This is a genomic window from Candidatus Acidiferrales bacterium (genome assembly GCA_035934015.1).
In the GTDB taxonomy this organism is placed as follows: Bacteria; Acidobacteriota; Terriglobia; order Acidiferrales; family UBA7541; genus DAHUXN01.
Map to the genome: position 1 here is coordinate 124,200 of DASYYH010000016.1, position 21,866 is coordinate 146,065.

Consider the following 21,866-nt stretch of genomic DNA (forward strand, 5'->3'; position numbering starts at 1 on the left):
CGCACTTTAGCCCAAATCAGACCGCATTTTTCCGCGCAAACGGCCTCCAAAACTCGCGATGTGATAATGTCTGGACGGGTTCTCCGCATCCCAAAGATGATAGTTGCTTGAAACGAGTCGCATTCATTCTCGTATGTGTGGCGCTTGCGGCGTGCATGGCCGCGTGCGGGCCGGATCTCTCCAAAGAGTCCGATGCGCAACTGAATTTGAATCCGCAGGAAGCCGCTGGGAGGCAAATTTACGAGCAGCGCTGCGCCGCATGCCACTATGCCTATTCGTCGAGGAGTTTGCATGGGCCGGGCCTGGCGCGGCTTTACGAAAAAAAATATCTGCCCAGCGGATTGCCTGCGAATGACCGTTTCGTCGAGCAAACAATCATCAACGGCCGGAGGATGATGCCTGCCGAAGGTCTAGACTTCACTCCGCAACAACTTAGTGATTTGATCGCATATTTGCACACCCTTTAGGCTCTGTGGCGAAAGCCCCGCGGATTTCCCATTCCAATTCATGTATGCCGCAGAATAGCTGCTAGCGGCGCATCGCTGTCGAGCGGCATTGACGAAACCCCATGGCTCCTGCAAGAATGGCCTGCGAGATGCAATGGAAGAGGCTGTTTCGAGGGCCCTCTGCTCTCATGTTTTGCGCGGCCGTAAGTCTCTGCGCATCATGTTCGCATCAGCAAACGAATCTCGACAACTCCTGGAATCACAGGGCCGCTGCCGCGTACCTCGATGAACGCGAGACCACATGGATGACCTACCCGCACGCGGCACGCGATCGCGGGACATTCTGCGTCTCGTGCCACACGGCGATGCCTTACGCTTTGTCACGCCAGGCCATCGACACGGCGTACGGTCTCTCCGCGCCAACGCTTGATGAGCGCAAGCTGATCGACAACGTCAGAACGCGCGTGAACCTCTGGAAAGAAATTCAGCCCTATTATCCGAGCCAGGCCCCCGCGTCGCGCGGAACCGAAGCCGTGCTCAATACGCTGATTCTTGCGAGCAACGACGCGCGGACTGGAAAGCTCAGCGCGGATACGCGTGCGGCATTCGGAGAAATGTGGTCTTTGCAGGAAACTGCTGGCTCTCTGCGCGGCGCCTGGCAATGGATTGAGTTCAATAACGAACCGTGGGAAGCGTACGACTCTGCGTTCTACGGCGCGACGCTCGCGGCGGTCGCCACGGGGTTGGCGCCGGAAAATTATCGCTCCGCTCCGGAAATTCAAGCGAATCTCCAGGCCCTGCGCGATTATTTCAGTCGCGAAGCTGCAGCGCAAACACTGCTGAATCGCGTATCGCTATTGTGGGCCTCCGCGGAAATTCCCGGAATCCTCACGGCGCAGCAACAAGAATCCATCGTCAATGAAATTTTGGCGAAGCAACAAGCCGACGGAGGCTGGTCCGCTTCGTCGCTGGTCGGGACGTGGAAACGGGCGGATAAAACACCGCTTGTGACGAAAAGCGATGGTTACGCAACGGGCCTTATCGTTTACGCGCTGGAGCAGACAGGGCTCGGCCACGATAATCCCCACGTCAAAGATGGCCTCGACTGGTTGGTTCAGAATCAGCATTGGAGTGGCCGCTGGGATGGCTATTCGCTGAACAGACGCCGCCTCAACCCATTCTCGAACCCCTCTGGCTTTATGGATGACGCTGCGACGGCCTATGCTGTGCTCGCGTTGACGAGCGCCCAAACGAAAACGGGCGAGAAGGCCGCGCTGCAGACAATACTCAACGCTCCGACGGCGCGCCACGCGGGAAATCCAGCAGGAAGCATTCCTTAGTCCGGGGTGAGTCATTGCAGGGAACTAGCGAGGTTAAGGCAGGCGGGTATCGCCCCGCCTGCCACGCGTAGGTTTCTCGAGGACTAGTCCGAAGCGGAAACGGCGGTTTTCGAAGCGCTGGAACGCGCAAACGACTTATCGAGGTCGCCCGAACCATCGCCGGTCTTGTCGATCTCGATCGAGCCTTTGAAATAAGCGCCATCTTCGATCATGATGCGCGCCGTCGTCAAATCTCCAACGACAGAGCCATCCTTCTTGATTTCGATGCGGTCGCGCGCACGCAGATTACCCTTGACGTTGCCGTAGACAACGACTTCGCGGGCGATGATGTCAGCCGTCACTTTCGCGCTGGCGCCAACGGTGAGCTTGCGCTCTTCGAGCTGGATCAATCCTTCAACGCTGCCGTCAACGCTCAAATCTTCGTTGCCAGTGATTTCGCCCTTCACGTGCAGACTTGCTCCAAGCCGCGCCGTGGCGCCGCTCGACGGTGCTGAATGCATAGGGTCGTTCATTGCCATTGCCGTTCCCTCCCAATTTGGCGATTGTGTCCTCGCCGGAGTCGCTGCCGATTTCTCCGGGACCGCAGGCCTGACAGGCTCGCTCGAACGAGTCGGCTGCGCCGGTTTTTTTTCGTTGCTGCCCCACATATAGCCCTCCTCCAGGTCCGAAGGCGTACACCAAGACCAGCGAAGCAAACTTCGGGCTGAGGGACTACGAATCTATGCCGGCCACGCGAGCGGGGCAAGAATAAATTTTCACGGCAGTGCCTGCCAGATACATGGGCAAAAGGACAGTCGCCTGGCTAAAGTCAGCACGGTTTGAAAAATTCAGTTCTATGCGGACCGAGCCTCTTGAAACTTGCGGAAAAAGAGCTCGCGGTCCGGACGCACAGCGCCGATCGGCCATCCCGCGCTGATGCCGCCATCTACAACAAGATTGTGCCCCGTGATCATGCGCGATGCATCGCTGGCGAGAAATACCGCCGCTTGCGCAATATCGTCGGCGCGTGCCACGCTGAGCAGCGGTTGCCATCGCGACATAACTGCACCAATGGCAGCCTCGGCGTATTCCGGATGGTCGTCCGCCTCATCCGCTTCACCCGCCGTCATGCCACTGTATTTCCCGAAAGCTCCTGTGGCAGTCATGCCCGGCGAAATTGAGTTCACGCGAATTCCCTTTTCTCCCAACTCTACCGCTGCGCAACGCGTCAGATGAATGGAGGCTGCCTTCGCCGCCGCATAATAGTGCCCTCCCAGCCCCGCGCGGAATCCATTCACACTTGCAATCGTGATGATGCTACCGGATCCCTGGGGCGTCATTGCCCGCACCGCATATTTCATCCCGGCAAGCACGGCGCGCAGATGCACGGCGACGACGGCATCGAATTCCTTCAAATCCGCATCGGCGATGGTCGCAAACTGCGAGCCTCTCCCCGCGTTATTCACCAGGCAATCGAGCCACCCGAAGCATTTCACGGCATGATTGATCATTGCCTCGACGTCGGATTCGACCGAGACATCCGTTTGTATAAAGGTCGCCCGGTCGCCGAGCTTCTGCGCGAGCTTCTCGCCTCTGTCCTTGCGCCGGCCGGCGATTACGACCTTTGCGCCTTCACCGACGAATACCTCGGCCGTTCCCGCACCTATGCCGCTCGTCCCGCCGGTGATGACTGCCACTTTTCCTTCCAATGTCGCCATGAGATTGACCTCCAAGTGGCGCGAATTGCCACAAAAAGAAGGGAAGCTCTCGTTCATCTCTTAATGCGGAGACCGAAATCTCAATACTTGCGTAGGACTCCGACAACGCGGCCCTGAATTTTCACGTCTCCAGCTGGAACGACGATTGGAGCCATCTTCGAGTTGGCAGGTTGCAGGCGAATTTTCCCAGCGCCTTCACGATAATAGCGCTTCAGCGTGGCTTCCTCGTTGGCGATGAGCGCGACCACAATTTCGCCCTGGTTCGCGACCTGCGTTTGCTCGACGACAACGTAGTCGCCATCGAGGATGTGGTCTTCGTGCATGGAATCGCCCTTCACTTGCAGGACAAACGTGCTCGGTCCCCGCGAAAAATCCGAAAGCGAGATTGTTTCCCGGTCTTCCAGCGCTTCGAGAGGGGCGCCCGCGGCGATGCGTCCGACGAGCGGAAGGCTGGCGGAATGCCGCTCGATCACTTGCTTGCGCACGGGCTTCGGAAGCTGCGTCACTTCGATAGAGCGACTCTGGTTGTAGCCGCGGCGGACGTAGCCCTTCTTTTCGAGCGTCGAAAGGTGCTTGTGCACGGTGGCGAGCGAGGTCAGCTTGAGTCCACGGGCAATTTCCTCGAAGCTCGGCGAATAGCCGCGCTTGTTCAGGAAAGTGACCAAATAATCGAGGACTTGTTTTTGCCGTTTCGTCAGCGCCATCGCGCACCTCCTCAGTGGAGCAGCGCCAGCATAGGCGAAGCAAAGGCGAAAGTCAAGCGCGAGCCACTTAAGGGTCAGCGCCGCAACTCAGCGGTTGAAGGGATAATCCTGAACCCAATGGAAGCCGCGGGTGACGAGGAGGAACTTCGTGCGGTCAAACAACTGAAGGTCTGCGTGGATTTTGTGGCCGTCCATCGAGCCGTCGAGAATCATTTCATCTGCGGATGGCTCCGAAAATGAAAAATCCGCGCTCCAATTCTTGTCGCTGGATTTGGATAGCTTGATGGTCTTCGCGGTCATGTCGACTTTTGGCAAGTAATACTTCGCCGTCTCATTCATGTCCTGAATGGTCATATATCGCGGCGAGTCAAAAACCAGGCGCCGCCAGCGCTCCGCATCGGTCAGCAGTGGCGGATGCGGCTGCCCATCGACGGTAAGCTCTTGGACATTCCAGATGCCGTGGAGCGGCGATTTCGGCGCGCCGGGTCCGTAGACGTTATAGACGGAAATCGAGCCGTAGAGATTCGCGCCAACCAGCCACAGCCCGAAAAGGATCTGCACTATGAGTGCGATGCGGTTTGCGCGCTCGCCGCGGAAAAGCAATCTCTTCGGACTCGCAGGCGCTGGGCGCTCGGAAAAGAATACGCTGCACAGCCTTTGCGAATCACCCGCGAGAAGAAATGCCGATACCAAAATCAAATGGAACGCGAGGATCTTTACCGGAACATCATAGGTCATGTTCAACAGGAAGACTTGCGTCGCATCGGCCAAGCAAACAAGCGCCCCGAGCGTCGTAGTGCGCGGAAAAATTAAAAGAATTCCGCCAAGCATCTCCGCGGCGCCAGCGAAAACCTCGTAGGCTTGTGAAGCCCCGATCGAAGCCCAGAGAACACCCATTGGCGAAAGATTCCCGTAAGGCTCGAGCAGACGATTCAAGCTCGGGAACGGCATCTGCAGTGGAAGAATTTTCGCCGCGCCATACGAAAGCATGGTCGCGGAGAGTGCGAATCGCAGGATGACGTAAAACCACGAATACAACTTGCCGTAGCCCTCGCGTCTGCCGTCGAGAGCTGACCAAACGATCGTCCCCGCGATCGCCAGCGCCAGAATACACGGAAGCTCAATCCAGTCGAACAACCGATCGCCGCTTCCCGTCAGTGCCGTCAGGATCGGGTGGGCAATGCCGAAGACATGGTGGCCGATCCAGACAATCACAGCCTGTACAGGCCGCGTGTAATCCACTTCAAACGCGCCGTTGTCGTTCGTCGCCGCAAAAAACAACGACGTCAGCATCTGCGTAAAGAGGATGTACAAACCCAAATAAAGAAAACAGAAGCGAAATGCGACACGCGTCGTTGCATTCCAGCACCCAGCAGAGTCGAGCACAGCCGGGTCGGTATCGACTCGGCATGCGGAGGCAGGTTGTTCTTCAGAGTTCATCTGGATTCGCGCTCCGCGGGAATTTATACACGCACAGGAGCGAGTGTCAAGCGCGGGAGCATGAAGTGAAATGGAGGAGCGCCGTATGCCTAAAGCTGTACGCCGAATCGGGCCAGCATCTCGCGCTTGCCGCAGTTCGTCACGTCCAGCGCCCTGCTGTCGAGGTCTTGCACCATCCATTTTCGCTTCAGCGCCGCCTTCAAAATCGCCGCGCCGAGCGCGCCGCCGATGTGCGGCTGCCTCTCGCTCCAATCAAGACACGCATACGCGAACCGCCGCCGTAGCGCGAGCGCCGCCGCAATATCGATCCCGCGAGCCTCGAACGCTTTTGCTCCCTTGGGAGTCAATTCGTACGTGTCGCCTCCGCCATCCTTCGAGTGCATGGAAATCCAGCCCAAGGCCTTAAATCGGTTATGCAGCAGCACGCCCGCTGTGCCCGCGATGTGATCGTAACAAGTTCTCGCGGCGCGCAGGCGGCTTGGCGTGTTTGGTACGAATCTCTGTGAAGGACGGCCCGCGAGGATGCTCAGCCCTTCCAGCGCCCGCGCCACGTGCGGGCCCTCCAGGCTGTAATAATGGTGCTTGCCCTGGACGTGCACGCGAACCAGATGTTCCACCTTCAGCCGATTCAGGTGCACGCTCGCCGTTGACGGGCTCACCTCCGCCACTGCGGCGAGCTCCGTGCTCGTCCGCGCGTGGCCGTCCACCAGGCAATAGAGCATGCGCACGCGCGCCGGTTCCCCAATGGTGGCAGCAATTCGCGAAACGGCAAGGTCGGATTGTGACTCCGCATCCACATTTTGATTGTAAACGAAGTGTCGTTGCCGGGCAACTGGTTTACTGCCGGAGACGGCCGCGATTTCTCGCTCGACCGAGTTTCCGCGCGACCACAAAGGGGAATTCAGCTTATGAAGATTCTGTGCCTGATCCGCTATCAGATTGACCCATTCCAGAAGGACGCTTTTAGAAAATACGCCGAAAATTGGAGCGGCATCATTCCTCGCAATGGCGGCCATCTCGTCGGATATTTCCTTCCCTGCGAAGGAACGAACGACATCGCCTGGGGACTGATTGCCTTCGAGAGTCTCGCCGCCTACGAGCGATACCGGGCGCGCCTGCGGGCTGATTCGGAGGCAGTCGAGAATTTCGCGATGGCGCAGTCCATGCGCTTCATTCTGCGCGAAGAGAGAAACTTCGTCGAAATCGTTGACGGCACCTTCGGCGTGCCGTCGACACTCCCGGCATGCGCATGACGATTGGCGATCTGATTCGAGAATTATCGACACTGCCGACCGAGGAGCAATTTATCGCCGCGCTTCGCGTTCTGAAGATCGCCGACCGCTCGCCAGACTGGTATGACGCCATTGGCGCCTGGCGCGCCTATCACAGGCAACGCCGCTGACGCGCCTTCCGCGCGTCGCACAAGGGCAACGGCGCATTGGCCATCGCCGTCGTTATTCCGCGCGAAGCGCTTCGACAGGATTGACGTTCGCCGCGCGCCGCGAAGGCAAATAGCTGGCGAGCAGCGCAATGGCGATGAGAATAGCCGTCACTCCTGCGTAAGTCACCGGATCCAGCGCGCTCACGCCGAAAAGCAACGACGACATCAGCCGCATAACGCCGAAGCCTGCGGCAAGGCCGCAAGCGACGCCGATGCCGGTGAGCAGCAATCCCTGCCGAACGAACATGCCGACGACACTATTTTGTTGTGCGCCGAGGGCGATACGGATGCCGATTTCGCGCGTCCGCTGCGAAACGGAATATGCGATCACGCCATAGAGTCCCACGGCTCCGAGCAGCAGCGCCATCGCGCCGGCGATTCCCAGCATCACGAGCGTGAAGGAAGTGCGCGCCATCGACTGGTTATAGAAATAATCCAGGGTATGAATGCTGGAGAGCGGCAGACTGCTGTTGATGGACCAGACAGCCTGGCGGACTTCATTTAAGAAAGCCTGCGAGCCGGCGCGTGGCGTGCGGATCGAAAAAACCACTTCGCGGCGCAGATTGATCGGTGAGCTTTCGAACTTGGCGGCGAGTGTCGGCCAATAGGCGATGCTTGGCGCGGGTTTGTCCATGCCGTCGTAATGAACGTCGCCCACCACGCCGATGATTTCGCGCCAATCGTCGATCGTGGAAACGCGTATGCGCTTGCCGATGGCGTTCTGAGGCGTGCGCCAGTAATCGCGCGCGAAATTTTCGGAGACCAGAGCGACAGGAAGCTTGTTGTAGATGTCGCTCCAGGCGAGATTTCTGCCGGCAATAAGCGGAATGTCCAGCGTGTGGAAATATTCTGGCGAAACGAATATGAACCGGCGCAGTGCGGGAAGCTCGCCTTGTGCGTAGGCGCGGTCCTGCGCAAAAACAGCATCATTCCAGGCGTTGCCATCCATAGGAATCGCATTCGAGAATGCCACCGAGGAGACTCCAGGAAGAGCGGCAATTTTGTCGGACATCTCCTGCTGGGCACGAACGACGTTCACGGGATCCGGGACGCTGGTGCTGGGGATGTAAACGCTGAATGTTTGGACCTGTGCGGGGGAAAACCCCGGATTTACGTGCACTAATGCGCGGAACGTGCGAATCATCAGGCCGGAACCGATCAGGAGGACCAAGGCGAGCGCAACCTGCACGGTGACAAGAACGTTGCGCGCGCGATGCCGTTCGCGACTCTGACTCAGAGTGCGTCCCCCTTCGCGCAGACCGGTTCCTACGCGCGCGCCTGCATACTTAAGGATCGGTATCATTCCAAACAGAAGGCTCGTGAACAGGGAGATGCCCAAGGTAAACAAAAGCACAGGAAGATCGATACCGATATCATTCAGGCGGGGTAGGCCAGATGGGGCCAATATGATCAGCAGGCGCAGTGCGGCCCAAGCGACTCCCAGTCCGAGAATGCTGCCCATCAAGCCGATGACGACGCTCTCGAAGAGCAATTCCCCGGCAATGCGTCCACGGCTGGCGCCAAGCGCGGCGCGAATGGCAAGTTCCTGCTGGCGGCCTTCTGTGCGGACAAGAAAGAGATTCGCGACGTTGGCGCAAGCAATCAGCAGAACCATTCCGATGCCGGCCATCAGAACCCACAAGAGGCTCCTGACGTTGCCGACGACGTCCTGCATCAAGGGACTCAAGTCCGGAGTGATGTGCGCCTTCTGGAAAAGCTCGACGCTGAAGCCGGGCGGTGGCGGGAAACTCCGCAGGACGATAGGAAGCATGCGTGCCACGTCAGCGTTGGCTTCCGCAAGAGTGACTCCCGCCCTGAGTCTTGCCAGGCCATCGTAGCTAAACTGCCCAAGAAACGTCTTCGCGCGGTCAAACTGAATCGGAACTATCAAGGCTATGTCCGGCCTATCCAGAAAGCGAAAATCCTGCGGCAATACGCCGATGATTTCCCGTGGCTTTCCGTCAGCAATGATTGTTCGCCCAATGGCGGAAGAGGAGCCGCCATACTTGTGCTGCCAGTAGCCGTACGTCAAAAGGATGGTGGCGGCCGACGATGGCAGAACGTCCTGCGCCGAGAACAGCCGGCCGAGCAGCGGACGAACACCAAGAATGGGCAACACTTCCTTTGTGACATCCAGGGACGGCACTTGCTCAGGTTCACCGACGCCGGTGACACTGACGGAATCATTTTGGTATATACCGACGCTTTGAAATGCACGGCTCTGTTCGCTGTAAATGAAATAATTCGAAGGGGACATATCCAGTTGTGGAATGTTAAGACCCGGCGCCGTATGCCACACGCCGACCAGCCGCCCCGGCTCCGAATAAGGCAAGGGCTTCAGAAGAACTCCTTCAACCACGCTGAAAACGGCAGTATTCGCACCAATCCCGGCCGCGAGCATCAGCAGCGTAATGAATGTGAACATTGGCGCGCGGCCGAGCCGGCGGAAGACTTGCTTCAGTTGTGCGGCGAGAGAATCCATCGGCAGGCCTCCGTGAGGAACCGCCCGCGGCTCTCTGATCGCACGCCTCGGCGCTCAGAATCCGGCCCTCAATCATCAGTACGCCAATGGATTAAGAAATGTTCCGCGAGGCCCGTCGGCCACGTTTGATCTTCGCCATCCTAAAGGGATTGAATCCTTCGCTTCGAATTTCTCGGCGAGCTGGCAATTGGGCGAGTCAAGCTGCGATGGGCATTTTCCGTTTTCGTACTCCTTGCGCTATGCTAGGCTTGGTGGTTCGCTTGGCGGGTAATTTCCCGTCGGGCGACTCGCATAAGAGTTCGGCGGCTTGCGCCGCGCATTTCGTGGCAGCGCTGCGAAGTCTCGCAGAAAGCCATCGAACGGGTGGAAAACAAATGGGATCGGATTTTTGCTGGATGATTGGCGGCCCGCAGGGAAGCGGCCTGAACGTCAGCGCGGAAATTCTTGCCAAAGCGCTCTCCCGCTCGGGCTATTACGTCTTCGGACAGATCGAATATCATTCGAATATCAAAGGCAAGCACAGCGCCTATAAATTGCGCATCTCCGGCGAGCACGTTTCCTCGCACCTCGACGCCGTGCATCTGCTCTCCTCGCTCGACGAGGAAACACTCATCGGCGACCTCTATCATGAATTCCCTGCCCATCGTGGCCACGTCCATGAAATCGCCCCCGGCGGAGCGCTGCTCTACGACGTCGAACAGAAAAAATTCATCGAGTTGATCGGCCGCAAGGATATTTTCCTGTGGGAAATGCCTTACGCGGAATTGCTCGACCGCGCGCTTACCGAGGCAGGCAAACCAGGCCAGGCTCGTGCGTATCGCATCATGACTAACACGCTCGCTCTCGGCGCTTCCGTGGGCGCTCTGGGATTCGATTTCGATCCCGTTGCGGAAGCCATTCGCGACAGCTTCGGCGCCAAGGCAGGGAAAGTCGCGGACTTGAACGTGAATGCCGCGCGCTATGCCTACGATTACGCAAAAGAAAGATTCGCGGGCCAGTTGAAATTCGCTCTGCCCGCTGCGCCTCCGAAGCGCGAACAGATACTGGTCAAAGGCTCGCAGGCCGTGGGCATGGCCAAAATCAAGGCCGGATGCGGCCTCCAGACATATTACCCGATCAGCCCTGCGACGGACGAAAGCGTTTATCTCGAAGGCTATCAGAGCGACCACAATCTCGTCGTGCTGCAGACCGAAGACGAAGTTTCCGCCATCGACGCGGCGGTGATGGGCGCGCACGGCGGCGTTCGCGCTTCCACTTCAACTTCCGGACCGGGATTTGCGCTTATGCCCGAAGGCCTTGGCTTCGCCGCCATCACTGAAGCGCCCGGACCTGTGCTCGTTCTCTATCAGCGCGGCGGTCCTTCCACCGGCTTGCCGACGCGCCAGGAACAGGGCGACTTGCTCTTCGCTCTCAACGCGGGACAGGGCGACATTCCGCGCATCGTCATGGCTTCGGGCGATATCGAAGAATGTTTTTACGACACGTTTGACGCCTTCAACTATGCCGACCGTTATCAGATCCCCGTGATTGTGCTGGTCGACAAACACATGGCGAGCTGCTATCAGACGCTGCCGCCGTTCAAGACTTCGCATTTGAAAGTTGATCGCGGCTTGGTCAAGCCCGCGAACACCAACGGCGACTATCAGCGCTACGCATTCACCAAAGAAGGCGTCAGTCCGCGCTCCGTCCCCGGCCAGACCGGTGGAATTTTCTGGTCCACTTCCGACGAGCACGATCCGCGCGGCCACATCACCGAAGGCATCGGCAATCGCCTCGCGATGATGGAAAAGCGCATGGGCAAGGTGGCGCTCGCGGCGCGCGAAATTCCTGACGGCAAGAAGTACATCTATCTCGGCCCCGCCGCGCCGCAGAAAATTCCCGTGCTGGCGGTCTGCTGGGGTTCGACAAAGGGCGCTGTGCACGACGCGCTCCACCATGCCGATCCGCATCATGCCAAATACGCGATGCTGCACATCCGCCTGATGAGCCCCTTCCCATCCGAAGCCGCGAAAAATATTCTGTCGCGCGCCGAACGCGTCGTTTGCTTCGACGGCAATTATTCCGGCCAGCTTGCGCGTCTCATCCGCACGGAGACCGGCATTTCCGTTCATCACAGCGTGGTGAAATACGACGGCCGTCCGTTCTCTGAAGACGAGATCATGGTCGCGCTCGAGGCGGCAAAGCCCGGCGTGGGTGAACGGCTGGTGATTTCGCAGGGCCGCGTCGTCGAACCCGGCCATGGCAATCTGGAATTCGACCAAATGCTCGAGCTGCGCGAAGCCAATCCGAAGATGCTAGCGCCAATGGTGCCGCTGCCGCCGGGCTATAACCGCTAAATCGAAGAAATCACAGGGTGAGGGATTTTTTATGAGCACAGCGCCAACGGATGTGAAAACAGTTCAGCCGGCGGATTTCAAATCCGACATTCACAACGACTGGTGTCCCGGCTGCGGCGATTTCGGCGTCATTTCCGCCGTTCAGATGGCTCTCGCCAAGCTCCAGGTGCCGCCGCATCGCGTCGCGGTGATCAGTGGAATCGGCTGCGCCGGCAAGTCCGCGCACTACATGAACGCGTATTCGTTTCATACGCTTCATGGCCGCGTGATGCCCTCCGTGACGGCCATGAAGCTCGCGAATCACGATTTGACCGTCATCGGCGTGGGCGGCGACGGCGACGCTTACGGAATCGGCGGCGGCCATTTCGTCGCCGGCGGCAGGCGGAATCTGAATATCACGTATGTCGTGATGAACAACGACGTCTACGCGCTGACGAAAGGCCAGGCCTCTCCTACCATCGCCAAGGGGCAAAAAACAAAATCGATGTCCGAAGCCTCCATCATGGACGCCATCAATCCGATTCTCCTCGCTCTCGCCTGCGGATACACATTCGTCGCGCGTGGCTACGCTCTCGATACGAAATATCTTTCCGAAATTATCGCTCAGGCCATTGAGCATCGCGGCAGCGCGCTCGTCGACGTCCTGCAAACTTGCCCGACGTACAACGATCTGCACACCAAAGGATTTTACGCCGGACAGATCGAGGGCCAGCCGCGCCTCTATCGCCTCGATCAAACCGGCTACGACCCCATCGTCCACAATCCCGATGATCCGGTCGAAATCGCGCAGAAAAAAGCGCAGGCGTTACTGAAATCGCAGGAACCCGGCGGAAGGATTCCGCTTGGCGTTTATTACAAGCTAGACGTTCCCACCTACGAGGATCACCTAAAGGCAAAAATCCCCGGCCTGCAGCAGAAGCCGCTCGCGGAACTGGATCTCTATCACCGCGACATCACGCCAAATCTGCAAGAGCTAATGTAAACGGCCAGTGCCAGCCTTCAGCCTTCGATGAGATTTTCGTAAATTGTTACTGTTTCGCGCGATTCTGGTTGCCCGCGCCGTGAACAGATTTGCATAGCGGGCAATAGGTCGGAGGCTCCGTGTTGTCCACACGGTGATCGACCGGCTTCAGCGTGCGCACGTACGCGAAGATCGATGCAAGATCGTCATCGGTCATTCCACGGAAGTCCTGCCACGGCATGATTGGACTGAGCTTGCGCGCCTTGACGTAACCGGTCCGCATGACCTGCTTGAAGAGAGCTTCATCGTAATAAGGAATCCCCGAGGGGGCCGGCGTTATGTTCGCGCTCGCGACGCGTCCCCACGGACCCTCGAGAATGAAGCCCCCAGCGAACTCCATCCCCGGGAGAGGCATGCCGTGTGCGTCCTGCGGCGTGTGGCAATCCGTGCATGCGGCGATGGCAGCGACAAGATAAGCGCCGCGCGCGACGGGCGTGGAGGCATCCGGAGGAGGGACCGGCGCTGCGAGCGGTTGCGGCACATCGCGGATCAGATACTTCACAGGAAAAATGATTTGCGTCGGCGGCAGCGGATTGTGGACAGGCTTGAGTGAGCGCAGGAAAACGATAACCGAGGCAAGATCTTCGTCCGACATGCTGCGAAAATGCAGATACGGCATGATGGGAAAAAGCGTGCGGCCATCGTGGCCAATGCCTTCGCGGATCGCGCGAGCGAGTTGATCGTCAGACCATGAACCCGCGCCCGTTTCCCGGTCCGGGGTCAGATTCGGCGCGACAACCTTGCCGGGCAAGTTGGCCAAGGGAAAAACTTCGCCTGCTCCTTCCATTCCAGGGGGAATGGGTATATCTGGCGCTGCCCAGTCATGCGGCGAGTGGCACCCCATGCAGTCAGCGACGTTTTCAACAAGGTAGCGCCCGCGCGCAAGGCGTTCCGGCGTGACGGCGAATGACCGATTGGTGAGCGGCCGCGCTCGCGGGCCGATGAACGGACGCCAGCCGATCGTGAACGTGATCGCTATGGCGAGAAGCGCAACCATCGCCATACCGAGTATGCCGAGTATCCTCGCAAGTCTTCTCATAACCGGGCGAAGCTAGGGGAAGAGGCACAAAGATGCAAGGAAATTCTGGGCTGAGCCGGCCTGCAATGCACTCAACTCACAGTTTCAGTTTAGCGAAAGGTTTTTAACGAGGAGCTGAGGCCGCCGGTGCCCCAGCGAGACGGCTGGAAGATGATGCAGGCGCCACCGCGCTGGCCACCGAAGTTCCCACTGGTGGCAGCAGCGCCATTTCTTTGTCGCGCACGGCCACGAATTCCACCATGTCGCGGCGCGCCACGGGCTGCGATGGCGGCAGCGGCAGGCGTTCAAAATTCATAAACTGCCCGTGGCGCTCGATGCGGAAATCGAGATGCGGTCCCGTGGCCAGACCTGTCATGCCAACGCGTCCGATCGTCTGCCCCTGCGTCACGCGCTCACCGGGGTGAACCAGAATGCGCGAGAGGTGCATGTAATAGGTTTCGTAGCCGTTGATGTGCTCGATCTTGACCAGATTTCCGTCGCCGCCTTTGCGCCCCGCAAAAATCACGCGGCCATCACCAATCGACTGTACCGGCGTGCCGGTCGGCGCCGCATAGTCCGTTCCCAGATGCGGGCGATAGACCTTCAAGATTGGATGAAAGCGGCTATAGCTGAAATGCGAAGTGACCACCGCTGCGAATTTCAGCGGCGAATGCAGAAAGGCCTTCTTCAGCGATTTACCGTCCGGCGTGTAGTAGGCAGGCACTCCTGCGGGATCGTGGAACAGCACGGCGCGATACGCGCGCCCATCGTTGACGTATTCCGCCGCCAGAATCTTGCCGTAGCCGATGAACTGATTGTTCTTGAGCCGCTTTTTCTCCACAACCACGCGAAACGTGTCGCCCGGTCGCGGGTCGGTGTAAAAATCCAAATCCCAGCTGAAAATGTCCGCCAGCCGCATCGCCAGTTCGGGCGACTCGCCCGCCTGCGCAACGGCGTCGAAAAGCGAATCGCCGATTTTCCCTTCCACCGACGCAGTCTCCGTCTGAATCGGCTGCGCTTCGACAGTTGCCTCGAATTGCGCGCCGCGCCGCACCACGGTAAGAATGTGGTCGGGATCGATCTGGTAGCACAGCATTAAGAGCTGCCCGAGCGCCGAGCGGCCAAGCATCAATTCATTGCCAGCATGCAGCGTGCGGAAATTAAACACGTGTTGGGCGGAGAGAACCACTTGAACCGTGGTGGCGGGATCGACTCCCATTTGCAAAAGCAAAGCTGCAAAAGGCATTCCGCGCGGTACACGACGAACCGTGAACTCAATCAAATTTTTTCGCGCAAGAATCGCCGCTTCCTGCGCCAGCACAATTTCATGCGCAAGGCGCTGTTGCACGGAATAGCGCGCATAGTAAGACGCCCCAATGACGAGCAGCCCCGTCGCCACAATGACTGACCAGATGACGATTTTCTTCCGCGCCAACGAATTCTCCCAAGCTTCGCGCAGGCAACTGGAATCGCAGGATAGCGCATTCGCTGGTCGCGCCAAAGCGGAAATGCGAAACCTTGCACACGCTTTAGCACTCATTTTTTGTCTGCTGATATTCAGAGTGAATTGCGCGGCGCGCCTGGATTTGTAGTTATAACGGTCAGCGCTCAGGAGTGGCCGTGGCCGTCGCGATCGGTTCGCTCGGCTTATCGGCAAAATACTTGCGCTCATAGAGGTCGTGATAAATCTTGCCCGCAACGTCGGCGGCATGCGGGCCATTGACGATTCGCGCGCGGCCGCGGAGCAAAACCACAAGGACAAGTTTCGGGCTCTCTTCCCCGGCATAAGAAGCGAACCAGCCGAGCCGGCCGCCCATGGTTTCATCGTTGCAAGTTCCCGTCTTGCCCAGCGCCTGCTCGCCCTCCGGGTCGTTGCTTTGTCTCGCAGTTCCGTAAAGAACTGCCGCGAGCATTCCCTGGCGAAGATCGGGAAGAAGCGGAGCAATCTGCAAAGTGCGGCGCACGCGCGGTTGAAAATCCTGCGCATCCGCTTGTGATTGCGGATACTGCAGATAGTACATTGTCCCGCCGTTGGCGATGGTCGAAACGATAGCCGCCAGTTGCAGCGGCGTCATGCGAATTCCTTCACCGAAACTGCACATGCGCGCCACGCCGCCGTAGCGCGGCGGGTTTGCCGGAAGAACGCCGGGCTGCTCATCGGAAATATCGTAGCCGGCCCGCTCGCCGAGGCCGAACAGATGATCGTAATGCCAGACTGTGTCGAAGCCGAGCCGTCGTCCCAGCTCTTCGAAGTATGCGTTGTTCGAATGCGCGAGCGCCTCGGTCAAATCCATGTAGCGCCGGTAGCCGACGCGAATCATCGTGTCCGGATTGATGATTCCTTTCTCGAGCGCGGCTACGGCAATCACCGGCTTCGTCGTCGAGCAAGGCTCGAAGCCCGCGGAATACGCCAGCCTCTGATTGACGATGGAAAGCACCCGGCCATCGGAGGGATCTACCGCAACGACGGATCCATTTTGCTTTCCGAGCGCATCGAGCGCGACTTGGCGCACGATGGGATCGTCGAACTGTGAATCGTCTCCCAACCCCGGATCCTGCACGTATGTCGGAGTTCCGCGATAACGGCGATACCGGCGATGCGTGGCGTTATTTGCTGATTTGGATGCCGTTGCACCGGAACGTGCCGGACCATTTGCCAATGCAAATGGCGCGAGAGAAATGAGTGCGAAAATAGAAAAAATGAGAGCGAGCTTCGCTAGTACGCGGTGCGAATTGGCTGGGAAAATTTTCATAAAATTTAGCCGATATTCGGTTCCTGTCCCCCTGTGGCTTTGCTGCCAGCACATTCTAAGAAAATCGAGGGACTCGCCGCAACTTAAAACAGACTAATCATTGCAGGTGGTAGCGGAAGTCACAATAGTACTTGGATGCGGCGATGGCGATTCAGGTACTCGCTATGGGCAGCACTTTTGGGCCGGTACCTAACCCGGCGAAGACCGAATTGCCGCCGCCGGAAAGCCGCCTGGCAACGGCGCGCGCATTATCGTGCGGCTTTGGCTTTGGCGATGGGTACGGGCTGCGGGCCCGATTTTGCCGCTTCGCCTTTGGCGTTCTCGGCGGACTTCTCCGCATCATGCCCGGGCACGGGCATGCCCAACTGTTTGCGCAGAGCTGCTTCGATTTTGTTGCGAATGTCGGCGTTTTCACGCAAGAAAACACGCGCGTTTTCGCGTCCCTGGCCGAGGCGTTCGCCATTGAACGAAATCCACGTGCCGGATTTTTCGAGGATGTTGCGCGTGACACCCAAATCGAGCAAATCGCCTTCGCGCGAAACGCCTTCGCCGTAAAGAATGTCGAATTCGGCTTCGCGGAAGGGGGCGGCGACTTTGTTTTTCACAACTTTCGCGCGCGTGCGCGAGCCGATGACGCGATCGCCTTCTTTAATCGCCTGAATGCGGCGAATATCGAGGCGAATCGAGGCGTAGAATTTCAGTGCGCGGCCGCCCGTGGTCGTTTCCGGATTGCCGAACATGACGCCGATTTTCTCGCGAATCTGATTGATGAAAATGAGGCAGGTCTTCGACTTCGAAACGATGGCGGTGAGCTTGCGCAGCGCCTGCGACATCAGGCGCGCCTGCAAACCCATTTGCGGCTCGCCCATTTCGCCTTCGAGTTCGGCCTTGGGAACAAGCGCGGCGACGGAGTCCACGACGACAATGTCGACGCCATTCGAGCGAATCAGCGCTTCCGCGATTTCGAGGGCTTGCTCGCCGTTGTCGGGCTGGGAGACGAGAAGGTTATCCACATCAACGCCGAGTTTGCGCGCGTAGGACGGATCGAGGGCGTGTTCCGCGTCGATGAATGCGGCTGTGCCGCCCGTTTTCTGCGCTTCGGCGATGACGTGCAGGGCGAGAGTGGTCTTGCCGCCGGACTCCGGGCCATAAATTTCGATGACGCGCCCGCGCGGCACGCCGCCGACGCCCAAAGCGGCGTCAATGGAAATCGAGCCCGTGGAAATCACGTTCACCGGCACGAGAACGTCTTTGGTCCCAAGGCGCATGATCGAGCCTTTGCCATATTGCTTTTCAATCTGCGCAATCGCCGCGTCCAGCATTTTGACTTTCTCTTCCATTTCCTCACCTCGCGTCATTTTTGCCTGCCTTTGGGATTTCCAGCTGACTGAAAATCCCCAGCCGCCGCTAATTATCGTTGCGGCAGTTTACCAGAGAGTTCCCTATCCGTCTCCGGTTCCGTCCAGAGCCAGAGATTAGCACAAGGCGAACAAAAAGCAAAGATTAATTTGCGCTTCCAAGTCTCCTATTTGCCCCGGCCGGAAGCGGCGCGCTTCGCGATTCCCTTCCCGAGGAATTCCAGGAGTTTCGCGTTCACTTCGTCTGCGTGCGTCCAAGTGATGGCGTGCGGTCCATCTTTGATTATGGCGTAAACGGCGTTCTTGATGAGCTTTGCCGTCCGCGCACCCGAAGCGCTGATGGGAAGGATTCGATCCGCGTCTCCGTGAAGAACCAGTGTGGGGACATCGATCTTCGCGACATCCTTGCGAAAATCCTCATGCCATGTTGGCACGCAGGCGAGGCTCGCAAAAGCGGAAGAGCCAGCGGCGAGGTTCCAACTGGCGCGGACTACCTCTTCGCTGATGCGCTTGCCCAAAAAAACGTCCGTGTTGTAGAAATTTTTGAAAAACTCAGTGAAGAACGCGTAGCGATCTGCGGCAACCGCTTTCGCGATTCCCTCGAAAACGCTGCCGTCGACACCTTCGGGATTGTCTGCCGCTTTGAGCAGATAGGGCGGGACGCCTGCAACGATAACGGCTTTGCTGACGCCTTTGCTGCCGTATTTTCCGATGTAGCGCGCTACTTCTCCGCCGCCCATGGAAAAACCAACGAGCGTGAAATTGTTCAGCTTGAGATGCGTGACGAGTTTACGCAAATCCGCGGCAAACGTGTCGTAGTTATATCCCGTCGTGGGCTGGCTCGACCGACCGAATCCGCGGCGGTCGTACGTGATGACGCGGTAGCCTTGAGCCAAGAGCGCTGCAGTCTGCTTTTCCCATGCAGAGCCGCTGAGCGGATATCCATGGATCAATACAACAGGGTTTCCCGATCCATGGTCTTCGTAATAGAGGCTGATATCTCCGGAATTCTCTTTGCCAACGGTGACGTATGGCATGTGCTTCTCCTTTGCGGGAAATTTATGCGTTCGCCCGGGCTGGCTATCTTGGACGAGGTGAGGATTGACATTGCTTCAGTACCTGTAAAAGCCGCGGCCGGATTTGCGGCCCAGCCAGCCGGCAGCGACATATTTTCTGAGCAGCGGGCAGGCACGATATTTCGGATCGCCCAAGCCCGTTTGCAGAACTTCCAGAATATCCACACAAACATCGAGGCCGATGAAGTCGGCGAGTTCGAGCGGGCCCATGGGATGATTCATGCCCATCTTCATGACGGCGTCAACGGCTTCGGGCGTGGCGACGCCTTCCATGACGGCGTAGGCAGCCTCGTTGATGAGCGGCATGAGGACGCGATTGGAAACGAAGCCGGGCGCGTCATTGACGGCGACGGGATTCTTGTCGAGTTTTTTGCATAGCTCCATTGTTGTGCTGAACGTCTCTTCGCTGGTTTGCAGGCCGCGAATGACTTCGACGAGCGTCATCACCGGCACGGGATTCATGAAGTGCATGCCGATGAAATTTTCCGGGCGGCTGGTTTTCGCAGCGAGCGCAGTGACAGAAATCGAAGATGTGTTGCTGGCGAGAATAACTCCCGGGCGCAAGAGAGCGTCGGCTTCTTTCAGCACGCGTTCCTTCAGCTCGCGCTGCTCGGGAACGGCTTCGACGGCGAGATCGGCGGCAGCGAGATCCGCCGCGGCCGCGGTGGTGCGGATTCGTTTGAGAATTTCGGGCTTTTCGGCTTCGGTGATTTTCGCTTTTTTCACTTCGCGGTCGAGATTCTTCGAGATGGCGTCGAGCGCGCGATCTAGGAATTTCTGATCAACATCGCGGAGAATTACGCTGTAGCCAGATTTGGCGAAAACGTGAGCGATGCCGTTGCCCATGGTGCCAGCACCCAGGACAGCGACGGTTTTGATTTGGTCGATTGACATTCAAGCCTCAGAGAAAACGAAATCGAAAATAAAATGCGAGGAAAGCATATCCCAGCCGCCATGGATAGTCGACAGATGAGCAATGATGAGAATTAGGAGCAATCAAAAGCGATGTCCGGAATCGGACAGTACGATAGAAAAAACGGCGAAAAAACTCGATTAGGAATGCGCCCGATCGTTTGTTTTCTGTGAGTTGTATGAAGTTCTAATTCTCCATAGAAACTCGATTAGGATTTTGGAAGCGCATAAAAAGCGAAAAGCCGCGTCGCCGCGGCCCCGTCGTCTTTCCCTCCCACTGACTTCTGCGACTGGCATAGCCAGTCAGTAACGACATGTAACACTTTATAACTATGATGTCAAGAGAAAAACACTTGGCCGCGGGCGGGCGATACCGCGCTACATTGCAATGCCCCTATCGCGGGAGTGGCGGTAGCGCCAGACCTTGGCGGAAAAAAGAATCAGAAGAAAGAGCGTGCTCAGTTCGACGGTCAACTGGGTCATTCTCAGGACAGGAGACCCGAAAACAGGCTTACTGTTGACTATAGTGAACTCGAACGGGCGCAGAGCGTTTATCCGGGAAAAGAGCTCGCTGATAAGACCATTCACCAAGAAATAGTAGCTCAGCGTCATAGAAATCGGATGTGCATAGGCCCAGAAACCCCTGTTCTGGCGCGAGGCCGCGTAGTAACCAAGCAGCGTAAAGAAGAGCGCATTAATAGCAAGCCAGTGAAAAAGACCAAAAACGTCTGGGCCCGGAGCTGCGCTGCGAACGAGAGGAATGTCAAAGCGGTAGATCAAGAGCGAGAGGCCCATGGCGACGACCATGGAAATTGTATAGCCGAGTCCGCGAAACTTGTGGCGTGGCGTGCCCTTGGCGGCGACGAGATTCCAAGCGCCAAAAACAAGCGCGGCGATGCAGCCGATGGTGTGAATCCAACCGATGATGGAAATGTCAGCGATGTGCATGGAACCCTCCTTGCGTTATTCCTGTCCAACGATTTCGCGGAGAAAAGCGACGTAATCCTCGAAGGCGCGGCGACCGGTTTTTGTGAGGCGCACGCGAGTGCGCGGCTTCTTGCCGACGAAATCTTTCTCGACTTCGACGTAGCCGGACTGCTCGAGAGTGACGATGTGGGCACCAAGATTGCCGTCCGTTGCACCGACGATGACTTTGAGGCGCATGAACTCCAGTTGTTCGCGCGCAGGCAAAGCCTTCAGTGCAGCCATGATTTTCAGGCGCTGCGGCTGATGAATGATGGGATCAGGCTGGCCGGTCTTGAAGTCCACGCCTCAAATGCTCCTGAGCCAAAAACCACCGAGAATCAATGCGCCACCGCCTACGACAGCCATCCACAACAGAAAGTACTGGCGAAGCCAAAAGTATCCCCCAACGGTGAGCAGGCCGAGCGCGAGGCCCAGCAGCGCGATTCGCGCGGCCCGCGTCCAAATACCGAGAATGACGTACAAGAGGGCGATCAAGATGGGGAAAAAGGCGTCAATCTGCGCGCTGGACCTAGGCGGTAGAACCGCGAAAGAGGCGCCAGTAAACAGATAAAGAGCAAGTAGTGTCGCTGTGTAGCGCCAGCTAAAAGAAGCCCGCGTGCGTTTGACTCCCGCGCGCCAGCTGATCCAGAAGCTTCCGATGGTTCCGACGACGATTAATACTGCCCAGACCAACCAGTCTCGCGGCCTTGCGTAGATGACAGCGTAGCCGATGGTCCAGATGATGCCCCAAAGGAACAGATGCGGCGAAGATTTCTGATAGCGATAAGCAGTGGCGCTCTGCCGTTCGGCGTTTTCGATGTCGTGCAGGGCGCTCGCAGCTTCTTGTGGGGGAATGGGCATGAGAAACTCCTCTCT

21 protein-coding genes are annotated in these 21,866 nt (G+C 57.9%); 6 read left to right on the forward strand and 15 right to left on the reverse strand.

Annotation, left to right across the window (positions count from 1 at the left end):
- Nucleotides 1–107 precede the first annotated feature (107 nt).
- Nucleotides 108–467 (forward strand): cytochrome c, encoded by a 360-nt coding sequence (locus VGR81_07810; protein HEV2288841.1) that lies wholly within the window; start codon nucleotides 108–110, stop codon nucleotides 465–467.
- A gap of 167 nt (nucleotides 468–634) precedes the next feature.
- Nucleotides 635–1,786, forward strand: a complete 1,152-nt coding sequence (locus VGR81_07815) for a hypothetical protein (protein ID HEV2288842.1) — start codon at nucleotides 635–637, stop codon at nucleotides 1,784–1,786.
- Between the two features lie 83 nt (nucleotides 1,787–1,869).
- On the opposite strand, the gene VGR81_07820 is transcribed toward VGR81_07815, so the two are convergent.
- The 5 genes from VGR81_07820 to VGR81_07840 form a co-directional block, all read right to left on the reverse strand.
- Complete coding sequence (locus VGR81_07820; GenBank protein HEV2288843.1) at nucleotides 1,870–2,304, reverse strand: polymer-forming cytoskeletal protein; 435 nt, start codon at nucleotides 2,302–2,304, stop codon at nucleotides 1,870–1,872.
- Nucleotides 2,305–2,619: 315 nt separating this feature from the next.
- Entirely contained in the window at nucleotides 2,620–3,483 is an 864-nt protein-coding gene (locus tag VGR81_07825) for a glucose 1-dehydrogenase (GenBank protein ID HEV2288844.1), read from the reverse strand.
- 80 nt (nucleotides 3,484–3,563) lie between these two features.
- Nucleotides 3,564–4,187 (reverse strand): transcriptional repressor LexA, encoded by a 624-nt coding sequence (lexA, locus tag VGR81_07830; GenBank protein ID HEV2288845.1) that lies wholly within the window; start codon nucleotides 4,185–4,187, stop codon nucleotides 3,564–3,566.
- Between the two features lie 87 nt (nucleotides 4,188–4,274).
- Nucleotides 4,275–5,627: a hypothetical protein gene (locus tag VGR81_07835; GenBank protein HEV2288846.1), complete on the reverse strand. Its 1,353-nt coding sequence runs from the start codon at nucleotides 5,625–5,627 to the stop codon at nucleotides 4,275–4,277.
- A gap of 89 nt (nucleotides 5,628–5,716) precedes the next feature.
- Nucleotides 5,717–6,520 carry a helix-turn-helix transcriptional regulator gene (locus VGR81_07840; GenBank protein HEV2288847.1) on the reverse strand — a complete coding sequence of 268 codons (804 nt, stop codon included), beginning with the start codon at nucleotides 6,518–6,520 and terminating at the stop codon, nucleotides 5,717–5,719.
- A 15-nt stretch (nucleotides 6,521–6,535) separates the two neighbouring features.
- Here VGR81_07840 and VGR81_07845 point away from each other — a divergent pair, with 15 nt between their 5' ends.
- Nucleotides 6,536–6,880 (forward strand): NIPSNAP family protein, encoded by a 345-nt coding sequence (locus VGR81_07845; protein ID HEV2288848.1) that lies wholly within the window; start codon nucleotides 6,536–6,538, stop codon nucleotides 6,878–6,880.
- A complete protein-coding gene (locus VGR81_07850; protein ID HEV2288849.1) occupies nucleotides 6,877–7,029 on the forward strand; it encodes a hypothetical protein in 153 nt (50 codons plus the stop codon). Before VGR81_07845 ends, VGR81_07850 begins: the two co-directional genes overlap by 4 nt.
- 52 nt (nucleotides 7,030–7,081) lie before the next feature.
- On the opposite strand, the gene VGR81_07855 is transcribed toward VGR81_07850, so the two are convergent.
- On the reverse strand, nucleotides 7,082–9,550 hold the full coding sequence (locus VGR81_07855) for an ABC transporter permease (GenBank protein ID HEV2288850.1): 2,469 nt from the start codon (nucleotides 9,548–9,550) through the stop codon (nucleotides 7,082–7,084).
- Nucleotides 9,551–9,924: 374 nt separating this feature from the next.
- Here VGR81_07855 and VGR81_07860 point away from each other — a divergent pair, with 374 nt between their 5' ends.
- Together VGR81_07860 and VGR81_07865 are read left to right on the forward strand one after the other, a co-directional pair.
- Complete coding sequence (locus VGR81_07860; GenBank protein HEV2288851.1) at nucleotides 9,925–11,886, forward strand: 2-oxoacid:acceptor oxidoreductase subunit alpha; 1,962 nt, start codon at nucleotides 9,925–9,927, stop codon at nucleotides 11,884–11,886.
- A 31-nt stretch (nucleotides 11,887–11,917) separates the two neighbouring features.
- On the forward strand, nucleotides 11,918–12,868 hold the full coding sequence (locus VGR81_07865) for a thiamine pyrophosphate-dependent enzyme (GenBank protein ID HEV2288852.1): 951 nt from the start codon (nucleotides 11,918–11,920) through the stop codon (nucleotides 12,866–12,868).
- A gap of 46 nt (nucleotides 12,869–12,914) precedes the next feature.
- Here the strand turns inward: VGR81_07865 and VGR81_07870 are convergent, their stop codons facing one another.
- The 9 genes from VGR81_07870 to VGR81_07910 form a co-directional block, all read right to left on the reverse strand.
- On the reverse strand, nucleotides 12,915–13,910 hold the full coding sequence (locus VGR81_07870) for a c-type cytochrome (protein HEV2288853.1): 996 nt from the start codon (nucleotides 13,908–13,910) through the stop codon (nucleotides 12,915–12,917).
- Between the two features lie 139 nt (nucleotides 13,911–14,049).
- Entirely contained in the window at nucleotides 14,050–15,360 is a 1,311-nt protein-coding gene (locus VGR81_07875) for a peptidoglycan DD-metalloendopeptidase family protein (protein ID HEV2288854.1), read from the reverse strand.
- Between the two features lie 166 nt (nucleotides 15,361–15,526).
- Complete coding sequence (locus VGR81_07880; GenBank protein ID HEV2288855.1) at nucleotides 15,527–16,678, reverse strand: penicillin-binding transpeptidase domain-containing protein; 1,152 nt, start codon at nucleotides 16,676–16,678, stop codon at nucleotides 15,527–15,529.
- A gap of 248 nt (nucleotides 16,679–16,926) precedes the next feature.
- Nucleotides 16,927–18,036: a recombinase RecA gene (recA, locus tag VGR81_07885; GenBank protein HEV2288856.1), complete on the reverse strand. Its 1,110-nt coding sequence runs from the start codon at nucleotides 18,034–18,036 to the stop codon at nucleotides 16,927–16,929.
- A 167-nt stretch (nucleotides 18,037–18,203) separates the two neighbouring features.
- Entirely contained in the window at nucleotides 18,204–19,073 is an 870-nt protein-coding gene (locus VGR81_07890; GenBank protein HEV2288857.1) for an alpha/beta hydrolase, read from the reverse strand.
- Between the two features lie 75 nt (nucleotides 19,074–19,148).
- On the reverse strand, nucleotides 19,149–20,006 hold the full coding sequence (locus tag VGR81_07895; protein ID HEV2288858.1) for a 3-hydroxybutyryl-CoA dehydrogenase: 858 nt from the start codon (nucleotides 20,004–20,006) through the stop codon (nucleotides 19,149–19,151).
- Between the two features lie 396 nt (nucleotides 20,007–20,402).
- Nucleotides 20,403–20,972: a hypothetical protein gene (locus VGR81_07900; GenBank protein ID HEV2288859.1), complete on the reverse strand. Its 570-nt coding sequence runs from the start codon at nucleotides 20,970–20,972 to the stop codon at nucleotides 20,403–20,405.
- A 15-nt stretch (nucleotides 20,973–20,987) separates the two neighbouring features.
- Nucleotides 20,988–21,293, reverse strand: a complete 306-nt coding sequence (locus VGR81_07905) for a transcriptional regulator (GenBank protein ID HEV2288860.1) — start codon at nucleotides 21,291–21,293, stop codon at nucleotides 20,988–20,990.
- A 3-nt stretch (nucleotides 21,294–21,296) separates the two neighbouring features.
- Nucleotides 21,297–21,851: a hypothetical protein gene (locus tag VGR81_07910; GenBank protein HEV2288861.1), complete on the reverse strand. Its 555-nt coding sequence runs from the start codon at nucleotides 21,849–21,851 to the stop codon at nucleotides 21,297–21,299.
- Nucleotides 21,852–21,866: the final 15 nt, after the last annotated feature.

Excerpts from the sequence above, each read along its gene's own strand:
- VGR81_07855 (HEV2288850.1), bottom strand. The coding sequence starts at position 9,550 with ATGGATTCTCTCGCCGCACAACTGAAGCAAGTCTTCCGCCGGCTCGGC.
- VGR81_07890 (HEV2288857.1), bottom strand. The coding sequence starts at position 19,073 with ATGCCATACGTCACCGTTGGCAAAGAGAATTCCGGAGATATCAGCCTC.
- VGR81_07880 (HEV2288855.1), bottom strand. The coding sequence starts at position 16,678 with ATGAAAATTTTCCCAGCCAATTCGCACCGCGTACTAGCGAAGCTCGCT.
- VGR81_07835 (HEV2288846.1), bottom strand. The coding sequence starts at position 5,627 with ATGAACTCTGAAGAACAACCTGCCTCCGCATGCCGAGTCGATACCGAC.
- lexA (HEV2288845.1), bottom strand. The coding sequence starts at position 4,187 with ATGGCGCTGACGAAACGGCAAAAACAAGTCCTCGATTATTTGGTCACT.
- VGR81_07820 (HEV2288843.1), bottom strand. The coding sequence starts at position 2,304 with ATGGCAATGAACGACCCTATGCATTCAGCACCGTCGAGCGGCGCCACG.
- VGR81_07825 (HEV2288844.1), bottom strand. The coding sequence starts at position 3,483 with ATGGCGACATTGGAAGGAAAAGTGGCAGTCATCACCGGCGGGACGAGC.
- VGR81_07815 (HEV2288842.1), top strand. The coding sequence starts at position 635 with ATGTTTTGCGCGGCCGTAAGTCTCTGCGCATCATGTTCGCATCAGCAA.
- recA (HEV2288856.1), bottom strand. The coding sequence starts at position 18,036 with ATGACGCGAGGTGAGGAAATGGAAGAGAAAGTCAAAATGCTGGACGCG.
- VGR81_07910 (HEV2288861.1), bottom strand. The coding sequence starts at position 21,851 with ATGCCCATTCCCCCACAAGAAGCTGCGAGCGCCCTGCACGACATCGAA.
- VGR81_07845 (HEV2288848.1), top strand. The coding sequence starts at position 6,536 with ATGAAGATTCTGTGCCTGATCCGCTATCAGATTGACCCATTCCAGAAG.
- VGR81_07870 (HEV2288853.1), bottom strand. The coding sequence starts at position 13,910 with ATGGCGATGGTTGCGCTTCTCGCCATAGCGATCACGTTCACGATCGGC.
- VGR81_07860 (HEV2288851.1), top strand. The coding sequence starts at position 9,925 with ATGGGATCGGATTTTTGCTGGATGATTGGCGGCCCGCAGGGAAGCGGC.
- VGR81_07865 (HEV2288852.1), top strand. The coding sequence starts at position 11,918 with ATGAGCACAGCGCCAACGGATGTGAAAACAGTTCAGCCGGCGGATTTC.
- VGR81_07850 (HEV2288849.1), top strand. The coding sequence starts at position 6,877 with ATGACGATTGGCGATCTGATTCGAGAATTATCGACACTGCCGACCGAG.
- VGR81_07900 (HEV2288859.1), bottom strand. The coding sequence starts at position 20,972 with ATGCACATCGCTGACATTTCCATCATCGGTTGGATTCACACCATCGGC.
- VGR81_07895 (HEV2288858.1), bottom strand. The coding sequence starts at position 20,006 with ATGTCAATCGACCAAATCAAAACCGTCGCTGTCCTGGGTGCTGGCACC.